The sequence below is a fragment of the Streptomyces sp. NBC_01471 genome (assembly GCF_041438865.1).
GTDB lineage: Bacteria > Actinomycetota > Actinomycetes > Streptomycetales > Streptomycetaceae > Streptomyces.
Genome location: NZ_CP109450.1, coordinates 1,919,542 through 1,931,735, shown reverse-complemented (window position 1 = coordinate 1,931,735; position 12,194 = coordinate 1,919,542). Strand labels below are relative to the sequence as shown.

Here is a 12,194-nt window from a genome sequence, read left to right as displayed (position 1 = left end):
CCGGTCGTCCCGGCCCGCCCCGACAGCTGTGCGAAGTCGGGGCGGGCCGGGGCGTTCGGGCTGCGGCCCCTCAGTCCGTCACACCCCTGACGACGTGAGTTCGTCGAAGTGTCGCGTCATGACATGTCCCCTGTTCCCCCTGGATACAGCGTGGTCCGCACGGCCCTGTGGAACTCCAGCCAGGAAGCGCTCTGTTCGGCGAGCGCCCGCCGGCCCGCTTCGGTCAGGCGGTAGTAGCGCCGCCCCGGCCCCCGCTCCGTGGCGCGGAACTCCCCGGTGGCCAGCCCGGCCTCTTCGAGCCTGTTCAGCACGGGATAGAGCGTCCCGCCCTTGATCTCGCCGAGCCCGGCGGTGGCGAGCGCCTTGGCGATCTCGTATCCGTAGCTCTCGCCGGCGGTGAGGCAGGAGAGGACGAGGAGGTCCAGAACGCCCTTGAGCCAGCTGGATCTGCGGTCTGCGGCCATGCCGACAGTGGACCACTACCTAGATAGGGATGCAACCTAGGTAGGAGTGCCGTTCCGTGATCCCGTCTCAGATAGTAGGAAGTCCGAGTAATGATGGAGACAGACCGGCCCGGCTCCCCTAGCTTTAAAGAAGCCGAACGTCTCGCTCGACCCAGCGACTGGCGGTCGTGAGCAGTGCCCCGAAGCAGGTAACCCCTGCGGCGCCCGCTCCCCGCCCCCTCCGGCGCATCGATATCCCCCTTGCTTCAAGGAGTCGATCCCCATGGCCGAGATGACAGTCCGCCGCGTCCGTCACACCGCCCGCGCAGCACGTTCGGGCGAGTCCGACCGCAAGAACGCGGCAGCCGCCCTCCAGCGCGCGCTCGACCGCCGTGACAACGGCGGCTCCACCGGGCACTGACCCCCACTCGTCACCACGCACGCGTCCCGCGTCCACTCGTACGGCGGTCCACACGCGCGACCGCCCTGCGCCGTACGGCACAAGGCGGTACGGCGCAGGGCGGTCGTGAAGAGCCCCAGCGGGGCCGGTGGCCAGTGGTCAGCGGCCGCGGCGGATCTCGAAGTGGTCGATGCGCTCGCCCGATTCGGCGAGCGCGCTGACCTTCAGCGCCGCCTGCCGGCCGGTCGTCACCTCCACCGCGAGGAACGAGTAGCCGGTGTAGCGCACCCGCGACCACTCCACGGTCTCGGTCGCCTTCGCGCCGCCCTTGACCCAGTGGTAGGTGGGCACGCTCTCCTGATCGTTGAGGTGCCCCTCGTAGCTGTCGGGCGCCGGGAAGTCGTACAGCGACTTGCCCGCACCGCCCGCGGTCACGTACACGATGCCGTCCCGCGTCGGGTCCGTCCGCTCGCCGATCGGGACCTTGCGCGCGACCTTGTTCCGCAGGATCGCGTCGGTGCGCTCGTACACGTGGTTGTGGCCGTTGATGACCAGGTCCACCTGGTGCTTCTCGAAGAGCGGCACCCACTCCTCGCGCACGCCGCCCTCCGACGCGTGCGAGTTCGTGGTCGAGAAGGCGCAGTGGTGGAAGAAGATCACGACGAAGTCGACGTCGCGGTTCGCGCGCAGCTCGCCCAGGCGTCGGTCGAGCCAGCGGGTCTGCTTGCCGCCACTGATCCCGTAGTTGGCGGGGATCTCGTACGAGACGTCGTTGGCGTCGAGTGCCACGACCCCCACATTGCCGTGCACGAACGAGTACACACCGGGCTGGTTGACCGGGTCGGGGCCGTTGTCCGGCAGCGACCAGCGGGCGTTCTGGCCGCCGTAGCCGTCGGGGGAGTACCAGGCCTCCATGTCGTGGTTGCCGGTGGTCACCATCCACGGCACCGTCTTCGCGACGGTCTCCGTCTGGGCCAGGAACTGGTCCCAGGTGCGGGCGTCGTAGGCGTCCGTCTCCTGGCCCGAGCCCGACGGGTCCGCGTAGCAGATGTCTCCCGCGTGCAGGTGGAACGCAGGGTTCTGGCCCAGGATCAGCTGGTCGTTGCCGAGTGCGTGGTAGCTGACGCCCTGGTCGCCGAAGGCCGTGAACGTGAAGGACTCGGCGCGGGACGGCGCGGTGCGGAAGGTGCCGAGAGTGCCCATGTTGCGGTGGTCGGCCGGGTCGAACCCGTCGTGCCCGACGCCGTAGTAGTACGTCGTCCCCGCCCGCAGCCGGTCGAGTCCGGCGTGCACGTAGAACTGCTCGGCGGCGGCGATCTTGCCGCCGTTCAGGCTGGGCGTCGTCAGGTGCCGCACCTCGGCGCTGATCTTCCGGCTCAGGTCCCCGGGCGAGGTGCCGATCCGGATGTACGGCCGCTTCACCGCGAACGGGACCTGCCAGGAGACCCGCATCTGCGTCCTGGGGTCCGCGCCGTAGGCGAGGTGCCTGCCGAACGGGGCGACCAGCGAGCCGTCGACGGCCGGAGTGGAGTGGGTGGGGCGGTGCGCGGGTGCGGCGTACGCGGACGGCGTGCCCAGCGTGCTGCCGGCGACGGTCACCGCGGCGCCCGCGGCGGTCGTGCGGAGCACTCCGCGCCGGCTGAGCCGGGTGCGGAGGTACTCGTGCTGTTCGGCCATGTTCATCCGGCCGGCGAGCTTCTCGGGGATACCGAAGCGAGGTGTGTCCATGGCCGACAAGGTGCCCGGTCCGGCTGACGTGCTCCTTCCGTACGGGTGAACGGTGCCCGTACAGCAGATCACGTGTCCGGATAATGGACACCACATGTCATCCTCTGGGACGCGCAGTAGGGTGCCGTCATGTCTCGCAGCCTCAATCTCGCAGTGATCCCCGGTGACGGCATCGGCCAGGAAGTCGTGGCCCAGGGCCTCAAGGTCCTGAACGCGGTCCTTCCTCAGGATGTGAAGCTGGAGACCGAGGAGTACGACCTCGGAGCCCAGCGCTGGCACCGCACCGGTGAGACCCTCCCGGACGCCGAACTGGAATCGCTCAAGCGGCACGACGCGATCCTGCTCGGCGCGATCGGTGACCCCTCGGTTCCGTCGGGTGTTCTGGAGCGCGGTCTGCTGCTCAAGCTCCGCTTCGCCTTCGACCACTTCGTCAACCTCCGCCCCTCGAAGCTGTTCCCGAACACGGCCACCCCGCTCGCGGGCCGCCCGGACATCGACTTCATCGTCGTCCGTGAGGGCACCGAGGGCCCGTACACCGGCAACGGCGGCAGCCTGCGCACCGGCACGCCCGCCGAGATCGCGACCGAGGTCAGCGTGAACACGGCGTACGGCGTCGAGCGGGTCGTCCGCGACGCGTTCGCCCGCGCCCAGGCGCGTCCGCGCAAGAAGCTGACGCTGGTGCACAAGAACAACGTCCTCGTCTACGCCGGCCACATGTGGAAGAACATCTTCGACAAGGTGAGCCAGGAGTTCCCGGACGTCACCACCGACTATCTGCACGTCGACGCCGCGACGATCTTCTTCGTCACACAGCCCGAGCGCTTCGACGTCATCGTCACCGACAACCTCTTCGGCGACATCCTGACCGACCTCGCCGCTGCCGTGACCGGCGGCATCGGCCTGGCGGCCTCCGGCAACATCAACCCGACGGGCACCTTCCCGTCGATGTTCGAGCCGGTGCACGGTTCGGCGCCCGACATCGCGGGCACCGGCAAGGCCGACCCGACGGCCACGATCCTCTCCGTCGCCCTCCTGCTGCGCCACCTCGGCCACGAGTCCGAGGCCGCCCGCATCGAGGACGCCGTCTCCGCCGACCTGGCGGAGCGCGGTACGGAGCCGCGTACGACCGACGAGATCGGCGACGCGCTCGCGGTACGAGTAGCGGGCTGACCCGTCGACTGATACACCACAGCCGCCGGGTCTCCCAGACACCCGGCGGCTGTGTTTTGCGGTCTCCGGGTGCGACCATCGAAACCTGGACCGCATTCACGCCTTTCATCAGCGGACACCTCCGAGCGATAATCGGACGTGGGGCCGCGGTATGTGGGGAAGCTCGGACGTCCTAGTAGTGGCGTGAGCGCGGTCCGTCACAAACAACCGGTGAAGGACATACCACTCATGACGACGCTCCCGATCGAGCTCAAGCCCTCCTCCAACCCGTTGTCCGACGCGGAGCGGGAGGCGCTGCTGGCCCGCCCCGGATTCGGCCGCCATTTCACCGACCACATGGTCACCATCAAGTGGACCGAGGGGCGCGGCTGGCACGACGCCCAGCTCGTCCCTTACGCACCGCTCTCCCTGGACCCGGCGAACATGACCCTGCACTACGGGCAGGAGATCTTCGAGGGCCTCAAGGCGTACCGCCAGCCCGACGGCTCGGTGGCGACCTTCCGCCCGGAGGCCAACGCCAAGCGCTTCCAGCTCTCCGCGCGCCGCCTCGCCATGGCCGAGCTGCCGGTCGAGACCTTCCTCGACGCGTGCGACGCGCTGGTCCAGCAGGACAAGGCATGGGTTCCGGCCCACGGCGGCGAGGAGTCCCTCTATCTGCGTCCGTTCATGATCGCCACCGAGGTCGGTCTGGGCGTGAAGCCCGCCAACGAGTACCTCTTCATCGTGATCGCCTCGCCGGCCGGCGCCTACTTCGAGGGCGGCGTCAAGCCGGTCTCGATCTGGCTGTCCGAGGACCGGGTGCGCGCCGTGCCCGGCGGCATGGGCGAGGCCAAGACCGGCGGGAACTACGCCGCGTCCCTGCTCGCCCAGGCCGAGGCCGCCCGCCAGGGCTGCGACCAGGTCGCCTACCTGGACGCCGTCGAGCACAAGTGGGTCGAGGAACTGGGCGGCATGAACCTGTGCTTCGTGTACGGGGGCGGGGACGGCCGCAAGCCGAAGATCGTCACACCCCGGCTCACCGGCTCGCTGCTGGCGGGCGTCACCCGCGACTCGCTGCTCTCCGTCGCCCGCGACCTCGGCTACGACGCCGAGGAGGGCCGGGTCTCCATCGACCAGTGGCGCCGCGACACGGAGAACGGCTCGCTCACCGAGGTCTTCGCCTGCGGCACGGCGGCGGTCATCACCCCCGTCGGGACGGTGAAGTCGGCCGGCGGCGAGTGGACGCAGGGCGACGGCACCCCCGGCGAGGTCACGCTGGCACTGCGGGCCGCGCTGCTGGACATCCAGCGGGGGATCGGCGAGGACAAGCACGGGTGGATGCACCCGCTGGGCTGAGGTGGCGCTCTCCCGGGGCCGCTCCGCCCCGGGCCCGCTCCGCACCCGCCGGAGGGGCTTGAGGGCCATCGCCCGAGGGGCGTGAGAGCAGTCTCCGGAGGGGCTTGATTGAGGCCAAGCCCAGCCCCTCCGGCCCTGCTTCACCCCTCCCCGAGCGCCGCTTCGATCCTCGCGCCCCACGCCAGGACCCGCTCGTCGTCCCCCGCCGCTCCCACGCACTGGAGCCCCAGCGGGAGCCCGTTCCCCGCGTGTCCCGCCGGGAGCGTCAGGGACGGCAGCCCCGCGTTGCTCCAGGGAACGCACATGACGGAGCTGCCCGTTGAGGTCAGCCCCGCCGGGGCCGGGCCGGTCGCCGAAGGAGTGATCCACAGGTCGGTTCCGGCCATCGCCGATGCCATCCGGTCCCGGAACGCGACCCGCTCCCGCTGCGCCCGTACGTACTCCACCTCCGTGATGCCCTGGCCCTCCCGGATCGCCCGCGCCGTCTCGGGCCGGTAGAGCGCGCCGTACTCGGCGAACCACTCCGCGTGCGTACGCGCCACCTCGTAGCGGTTCATCGTGAAGAGCTGGGCCCTGACCTGCTCGAAGTCGGCCAGCACGGGGACCCGCCGCACCGTGTACCCGGCCGCGCGCAGCCGCTCCACCCGGGTCGCGAAGACATCGAGTGCCTCCGGTTCCGCGTAGTCCAGATAGGGGCCTTCGGGGACCGCCAGCACCGGCAGATCCGGCGACCCGTCGGCCGGGCCGGCGCCCGCGGGCGCCTCGTACGGGTGCCAGTTGTCGCAGACCGCCGCCAGCGCGGGCAGCAGCCCCGCCACGTCCGCCGCGAAGAGGCCGAGGGTGTCGAAGCTCGGGGCGTTCGCGATGACGCCGTCCATCGGTATGCGCCCGTACGTCGGTTTGAAGGCGGCCACCCCGCAGTACGCCGCCGGGCGGATCACCGAGCCGACCGTCTGGGTCCCCACGGCCAGCGGGACCATCCCGGCCGCGACCGCCGCCGCCGAGCCGCTGCTCGATCCGCCGGGTGTGTGCGCGAGGTTGTGCGGGTTACGGGTCGGCCCCGGTGCCAGTACCGCGAACTCGGCCGTCACCGTCTTGCCCGCGATCACCGCTCCCGCCGCGCGCAGCCGGTCGACGACCGTGGCCTGGCGCCCGGCCAGGGCCTCCGGCGGGAGGGCCGAACCCGCCCGGGTGGGCAGGGCGTCGACGTGGATGATGTCCTTGACGGCGACCGGGACGCCGAAGAGGGGCGGCCGGTCCGCGGGGTCGGGCCAGCGGGCTGTGACTGCCGCCGTCTCGGCCGCGATGCGTTCGGTGCGGGCCGGTTCGGGGACGAAAGCCTGTATCTCACGGTCCATGGGCCACGACGCTACAACTCCGCGAGCGCTCCGGCAGGGGTCTCGGAAGGGTCCGCCGGGTTCGCCGCGAGGCCGGCGGCCGGGGCCGTGCGCCGGGTCAGGGCCGCGTAGACCAGCCCGCCGACCGCGCCGGAGAAGAGGAAGCTGCAGTCCACCCCGCCGGTGAGGTGCAGCAGGGGGCCCTCGTAGAACGGTGTGGAGACCGCGCACAGGCCCACGGCGGCGCCGGCCGCCCACGCGACCGACGCCCGGACGTTCCAGCCCGAGCGGTACCAGTAGACCCCGCCCCTGGAGCGGCGGTTGAAGACCTGGAGGGCCTCCGAGTCGTACTGGCCCCTGCACCGGACGTACCCGACGACGGTGATCACCGCCCAGGGCGTGCCGATGGCGGTGAGCAGCAGGACGAACGAGGTCATGGCCGACTGCGCGTTCCAGGCGAAGTGGCCGACGAAGACGAAGAGGGTGGCGACGCCCGCCACCACCAGGGTCGCCCGCGCGCGGGTGGCGCGCGGCAGGATCGCGTCGAGGTCCAGGCCCATCGAGTAGAGCATCAGTCCGGCGTTGCCGACCGAACCGGCCGATGCCGCGAGCAGGAGCGGGATCAGGTACCAGCCGGGCGACGCGGTGACGAGCGGTCCCGCGAAGTCGACGGCCGAGCGGGCGGCGAGCGCGGTGTACGTGCCGAAGAGCTGCGGGACCAGCAGCCCGAGTATCAGGCCGAAACAGGTGGCGGTCAGGACGGCGCGGGAGGTGTGGCGGCGCGGCGAGACATAGCGGGTGTAGTCGCCGAGCAGGGTGATGAAGGCGATGGGGCCGCTGAGTCCCGCGGCGACGGCCGAGAGGAACCAGGTGGGCCAGAAGGAGCCGAGCAGATACCCGGTGTGCGGGGCCGCGTGGGTGGTGAAGTCGGGGGCGTACGCGAAGAGCCCGAGCACCAGCAGCAGCGTCATGCCGACGGCGAGCGCCTTGCTGAGGCGCAGCAGGATCCGGTATCCGTACACCGCGCCGGTGACGGTGAGGGCAGCGAGCAGCGCGTAGACGAGTGCGTGCATCAGGCCGTTGTCCGGCAGTCCGGTCAGCCGGGACAGTGCCCCGATCATCACGTCGCCGCCGGTCCAGAGCGTCAGCGCCGTGTAACCGAGCGAGAGCAGCAGGCCGACGATCGAGCCGATGAGCCGGCCGCGTACGCCGAACTGGGCGCCGCTCGATGTGGAGAGGTTGGTGCCGGTCCGCAGGGAGACCAGGGCGAGCGGCGCGGTGAGCAGGGTGCCGACGACGGTGCCGGCGATCACGGAGGTGACGGCGGGCCACAGACCGAGGCCGAAGGAGACCGGGAGCCAGCCGAAGATGATCACTCCCAGGCAGAGGTTGGACCCCAGCAGGATGCTGATGAGATCGCGCGGGCCGCTGGTGCGCTCCGCGTCCGGGATGGTGTCGACTCCGCGCTGTTCGATCGGCACGAGGTACCTCTCCGCTCGTCTGTTTGAGTGCCGCTCAATCTGAGCCGTTCCGCTTTGGCATGTCAATGGTTTCTGTTCTTTCTATAACCGTTGTTTGAAGTTAGAGTGGCGTTCTAACCGGTGATCAATGCTCACTGGTCAATCAAGGGAAGTGAGTGGGCGTGAGACTGACCCCGACGGAGCGGGACCGGCTGCTGCTGTTCGGCGCCGCGGAGCTGGCGCGGGCGCGCCGGGCGCGCGGGCTGCTGCTCAATGTCCCCGAGGCGACCGCGCTGATCGCCGACACGGTCTGCGAGGCGGCCCGTGACGGGCGGCGGCTCGCCGAGGCGATCGAGGCCGCGCGTGCGGTGCTGGGCCCCGGCGACGTGCTGCCCGGCGTCGCGGATGTCGTCGGCGAGGTGAACGTCGAGGCCGTCTTCGACGACGGATCCCGGCTCGCCGTGGTCACCGACCCCATCGGCGGCTCGCTGGGTGACGAAGCGCCCGGCGCCGTGCTGTCCGGGCCGGGCTATCAGGACCCCGTCCCCGAGGTGACGCTGACCGTACGCAACACCGCGTCCGTGCCGGTCAGCGTCACCTCGCACTTCCACTTCTTCGAGGCCAACCCGCGGCTGGACTTCGACCGCGCCGCCGGTTACGGCATGCGGCTGTGTGTGCCCGCCGGCTCGTCCGTGCGGTTCGGGCCCGGCGAGAGCGCCGAGGTGGAGCTGATCCCGATCGGCGGTGACCGGATCGCGATCGGGTTCGCCGGTCTCGTCGACGGGGCGCTGGACGCGCCCGGCGCGAAGGAAGAGGCCCTGCGGCGCGCGGTGGCCTGCGGATATCTGGGAGCCGAACGATGAGTGAGTACGCAGCCGTGCACGGACCCCGCGCCGGTGACCGGGTCCGCCTCGGTGACTCGGGGCTGACCGTGCGCGTCGAGTCCGACGCGCAGCGGCCGGGCGACGAGTTCCTGGCCGGATTCGGCAAGACCGCCCGCGACGGACTGCACCTCAAGGCCGCCGCCGTACGCGAGACCTGCGACGTCGTGATCAGCAACGTGCTGGTGATCGACGCGGTGCAGGGCATCCGCAAGGTGTCCATCGGCATCCGCGAGGGCCGGATCGCGGCGATCGGCCGGGCCGGAAACCCGGACACCCTCGACGGGGTCGATGTCGTCGTCGGAACCGGCACCTCGATCGTCTCCGGCGAGGGGCTGATCGCCACCGCCGGGGCCGTCGACGCCCATGTCCATCTGCTCTCACCGCGCATCATGGAGGCCTCGCTCGCCTCCGGCGTGACGACCATCATCGGCCAGGAGTTCGGCCCGGTCTGGGGCGTCGGCGTCAACTCGCCCTGGGCGCTGCGGCACGCGTTCAACGCGTTCGACGCCTGGCCGGTCAACATCGGCTTCCTGGCGCGCGGTTCGTCGTCGGACCCGGCCCCGCTGGTGGAGGCGCTCGCCGAGGGCGGCGCGTCCGGCTTCAAGGTGCACGAGGACATGGGCGCGCACACCCGCGCCCTGGACACCGCGCTGCGCGTCGCGGAGGAGTACGACGTCCAGGTCGCCCTGCACAGCGACGGCCTGAACGAGTGCCTGTCCGTCGAGGACACCCTGAGCGTCCTGGAAGGCCGCACGATCCACGCCTTCCACATCGAGGGGTGCGGCGGCGGCCATGTGCCGAACGTGCTGAAGATGGCCGGGGTCCCCAACGTCATCGGCTCGTCCACCAACCCGACGCTGCCGTTCGGCCGGGACGCGGTCGCCGAGCACTACGGGATGATCGTCTCCGTCCACGACCTGAAGACCGACCTGCCCGGCGACGCCGCCATGGCCCGCGACCGGATCCGCGCCGGGACGATGGGCGCCGAGGACGTCCTGCACGACCTGGGCGCCATCGGGATCACCTCGTCCGACGCCCAGGGCATGGGGCGCGCGGGCGAGACCGTGCGCCGGACCTTCGCGATGGCCGGGAAGATGAAGGCCGAGCGCGGCGCGGAGGGCGACGACGACAACGCACGCGTCCTGCGCTACATGGCCAAGCTGACCATCAACCCGGCCATCGCGCACGGCCTCTCCCACGAGATCGGGTCCATCGAGACCGGCAAGCTCGCCGACATCGTGCTGTGGCGGCCCGACTCCTTCGGCGCGAAGCCGCAGCTCGTCCTCAAGTCGGGCTTCCCGGCGTACGGCGTGACCGGCGACCCGAACGCCGCGACCGACACCTGCCAGCCGCTGATACTCGGACCGCAGTTCGGCTCCTACGGGGCGACGGCGGCGGACCTCGGTGTCGCCTTCGTGGCCCAGGCCGCCATCGACCTGGGCGGCGACCACATGCCGACCCGCCGCCGGCGCGTCGCCGTGCGCGGGACCCGGGGCATCGGCCCCGCCGACCTGCGTCTCAACTCCCGTACGGGACAGGTGGATGTGAACCAGCGCACGGGTCTGGTCACGCTCGACGGCGACCCGCTGGAGTCGGAGGCCGCCGAATCGGTCTCGCTGAACCGCCTGTACTTCCTCTGATCCCCGCTTCCCCTGAACCGCAGCCCGTCACCGCACCGCCTTCAATCCGCGTCAGACCGATCCCCCCGGAGGACCGCCCATGTTCCGTATGCCGCCCGAGTGGGCCCCGCACGAGCGCACCTGGATGGCCTGGCCGGGCCCCAACCCCACCTTCGACGACGCGGTCGACCTGGCGCAGGCGCGCGAGGCGTGGGCGGCCGTGGCCCGCGCGGTCCGCTACTTCGAGCCGGTGACGATGGTGACCGGGCCCGGCCAGTCGGCGCAGGCCCGGGTGCTGCTCGGCCCGGACATCGACCTCGTGGAGCGTGAGCTGGACGACGCCTGGATGCGCGACATCGGCCCGACCTTCGTCACCGACGGCGACCGGCTGGCCGCGGTGGACTGGACCTTCAACGGCTGGGGCGCCCAGTCCTGGGCCCGCTGGGGGCACGACTCCAAGATCGGCGCGTACGTCTCCGACCTGGCCGGGGCGCAGACCCACACCTCGGAGCTGGTCAACGAGGGCGGTGCGATCCACGTCGACGGCGAGGGCACGGTCCTGCTGACCGAGACCGTCCAGCTCGGCGCCGAGCGCAACCCCGGCTGGAGCCGCGAACAGGTCGAGGCCGAGATCCACGCCCGGCTCGGCACCACGAAGGCGATCTGGCTGCCGCGCGGACTCAGTGGCGACTACGGGGAGTTCGGCACCCGGGGACATGTCGACATCGTGGCCGCGTTCGCGCGGCCCGGTGTGGTCGTGGCCCACACCCAGCCCGACCCGGCCCACCCCGACCACGAGCTGTGCAAGGGGATCGTGGCGCAGCTCCGTGCGGAGACCGACGCGAAGGGCCGCCCGCTGGAGGTGGTCGAGGTCCCGGCCCCGACCGTCCTGGAGGCCGACGGGGTATGGGCCGACTACTCGTACATCAACCACTACCTCTGCAACGGCGGCGTGGTGCTCTGCTCGTTCGGTGACCCCCGGGACGAGGAGGCGGCTGCGATCTTCCGGCAGCTCTTCCCGGACCGGACCGTCGTACAGGTCGACGCCCGGACGATCTTCGCGGGCGGCGGCGGCATCCACTGCATCACCCAGCAGCAGCCGCTGGTGGGCCTCGGCTAGGCCTCTGCCGTGGACCAGGACGGGCCCGTGGCGGCCGCCGGCGCATCCCATACTCTGGGCGGCATGAACGAACCGGCGGTCCGCCTGCGCAAGAACGCCCCGCCTCGCGAGACCCTCCTTGCCGCGGCCATGGCCAGCATCGCCGGCGGTGGCCTGGAGAAGCTCACCATGGCGGGGCTCGGCCGCGAGGTCGGGATGAGCAGCGGGCACCTCCTGTACTACTTCCGCACCAAGGACGAGCTCCTCCTCCAGACCCTCGAATGGAGCGAGGAGCTGCTCGGCATGGACCGCCGCACCGCGCTCGCCCGGCAGGTGCCGGTCCGTGAACGGCTCGACGCCTACGTGGACCTGTACATCCCCGCGGGCCCCCGCGATCCGCACTGGTCGCTCTGGCTGGAGCTGTGGAACCGGGCGCACGGCGTCGACGACGACACCCGCGCCCGGCTGCTCGACATCGAGCTGTCCTGGCACCGCGACCTGGTCGCCCTGCTGGTCGAGGGGGCGTCGCGCGGTGAGCTGCGCGCGGTCGACACCGAGCGGTTCGCGACGCGGATACGGGCCCTGCTCGACGGCTTCAGCACCCATGTCGCGATGGCGCTTCCCGGGTCGGGCCGCCCCCAAGTCCTCGCCCACGTCAGCGATTTCATCGATGAGGCGCTCGCCCCGCAGGGATGAACCGGCCGGCCGGGGAACGCAAC

The 12,194-nt window shown here is 71.1% G+C and carries 11 protein-coding genes; 7 read left to right on the top strand and 4 right to left on the bottom strand.

Annotated elements, in window-relative coordinates:
* Positions 1–116 precede the first annotated feature (116 nt).
* Positions 117–464: a PadR family transcriptional regulator gene (locus OG285_RS08495; protein WP_371790639.1), complete on the bottom strand. Its 348-nt coding sequence runs from the start codon at positions 462–464 to the stop codon at positions 117–119.
* 262 nt (positions 465–726) lie between these two features.
* On the opposite strand from OG285_RS08495, the gene OG285_RS08490 reads away from it, so the two are divergent.
* Entirely contained in the window at positions 727–864 is a 138-nt protein-coding gene (locus OG285_RS08490) for a hypothetical protein (protein ID WP_356826947.1), read from the top strand.
* Positions 865–1,002: 138 nt separating this feature from the next.
* On the opposite strand, the gene OG285_RS08485 is transcribed toward OG285_RS08490, so the two are convergent.
* Complete coding sequence (locus OG285_RS08485; RefSeq protein WP_371790638.1) at positions 1,003–2,571, bottom strand: purple acid phosphatase family protein; 1,569 nt, start codon at positions 2,569–2,571, stop codon at positions 1,003–1,005.
* Positions 2,572–2,700: 129 nt separating this feature from the next.
* Here OG285_RS08485 and OG285_RS08480 point away from each other — a divergent pair, with 129 nt between their 5' ends.
* Positions 2,701–3,741: a 3-isopropylmalate dehydrogenase gene (locus OG285_RS08480; protein ID WP_356826945.1), complete on the top strand. Its 1,041-nt coding sequence runs from the start codon at positions 2,701–2,703 to the stop codon at positions 3,739–3,741.
* Positions 3,742–3,969: 228 nt separating this feature from the next.
* Complete coding sequence (locus OG285_RS08475) at positions 3,970–5,076, top strand: branched-chain amino acid aminotransferase (protein WP_371790637.1); 1,107 nt, start codon at positions 3,970–3,972, stop codon at positions 5,074–5,076.
* Between the two features lie 140 nt (positions 5,077–5,216).
* On the opposite strand, the gene OG285_RS08470 is transcribed toward OG285_RS08475, so the two are convergent.
* Positions 5,217–6,434: an amidase gene (locus OG285_RS08470; RefSeq protein WP_356826943.1), complete on the bottom strand. Its 1,218-nt coding sequence runs from the start codon at positions 6,432–6,434 to the stop codon at positions 5,217–5,219.
* Positions 6,435–6,445: 11 nt separating this feature from the next.
* On the bottom strand, positions 6,446–7,894 hold the full coding sequence (locus OG285_RS08465; protein ID WP_371790636.1) for a cytosine permease: 1,449 nt from the start codon (positions 7,892–7,894) through the stop codon (positions 6,446–6,448).
* 161 nt (positions 7,895–8,055) lie between these two features.
* Here OG285_RS08465 and ureA point away from each other — a divergent pair, with 161 nt between their 5' ends.
* From ureA to OG285_RS08445, 4 genes are all read left to right on the top strand, one after another.
* Complete coding sequence (ureA, locus tag OG285_RS08460; protein WP_356826941.1) at positions 8,056–8,736, top strand: urease subunit gamma; 681 nt, start codon at positions 8,056–8,058, stop codon at positions 8,734–8,736.
* On the top strand, positions 8,733–10,397 hold the full coding sequence (locus tag OG285_RS08455; RefSeq protein WP_371790635.1) for an urease subunit alpha: 1,665 nt from the start codon (positions 8,733–8,735) through the stop codon (positions 10,395–10,397). Before ureA ends, OG285_RS08455 begins: the two co-directional genes overlap by 4 nt.
* 79 nt (positions 10,398–10,476) lie before the next feature.
* On the top strand, positions 10,477–11,496 hold the full coding sequence (locus OG285_RS08450; RefSeq protein WP_356826939.1) for an agmatine deiminase family protein: 1,020 nt from the start codon (positions 10,477–10,479) through the stop codon (positions 11,494–11,496).
* A 63-nt stretch (positions 11,497–11,559) separates the two neighbouring features.
* The gene (locus OG285_RS08445; protein ID WP_356826938.1) at positions 11,560–12,171 is read left to right on the top strand and encodes a TetR/AcrR family transcriptional regulator; all 612 of its coding nucleotides are present in this window, start codon (positions 11,560–11,562) and stop codon (positions 12,169–12,171) included.
* Positions 12,172–12,194: the final 23 nt, after the last annotated feature.

Bases quoted from the DNA above. Each gene is read 5' to 3' on its own strand.
- OG285_RS08475 (WP_371790637.1), top strand. From the start codon at position 3,970: ATGACGACGCTCCCGATCGAGCTCAAGCCCTCCTCCAACCCGTTGTCC.
- OG285_RS08495 (WP_371790639.1), bottom strand. From the start codon at position 464: ATGGCCGCAGACCGCAGATCCAGCTGGCTCAAGGGCGTTCTGGACCTC.
- OG285_RS08480 (WP_356826945.1), top strand. From the start codon at position 2,701: ATGTCTCGCAGCCTCAATCTCGCAGTGATCCCCGGTGACGGCATCGGC.
- OG285_RS08450 (WP_356826939.1), top strand. From the start codon at position 10,477: ATGTTCCGTATGCCGCCCGAGTGGGCCCCGCACGAGCGCACCTGGATG.
- OG285_RS08455 (WP_371790635.1), top strand. From the start codon at position 8,733: ATGAGTGAGTACGCAGCCGTGCACGGACCCCGCGCCGGTGACCGGGTC.
- OG285_RS08490 (WP_356826947.1), top strand. From the start codon at position 727: ATGGCCGAGATGACAGTCCGCCGCGTCCGTCACACCGCCCGCGCAGCA.
- OG285_RS08485 (WP_371790638.1), bottom strand. From the start codon at position 2,571: ATGGACACACCTCGCTTCGGTATCCCCGAGAAGCTCGCCGGCCGGATG.
- OG285_RS08445 (WP_356826938.1), top strand. From the start codon at position 11,560: ATGAACGAACCGGCGGTCCGCCTGCGCAAGAACGCCCCGCCTCGCGAG.
- OG285_RS08470 (WP_356826943.1), bottom strand. From the start codon at position 6,434: ATGGACCGTGAGATACAGGCTTTCGTCCCCGAACCGGCCCGCACCGAA.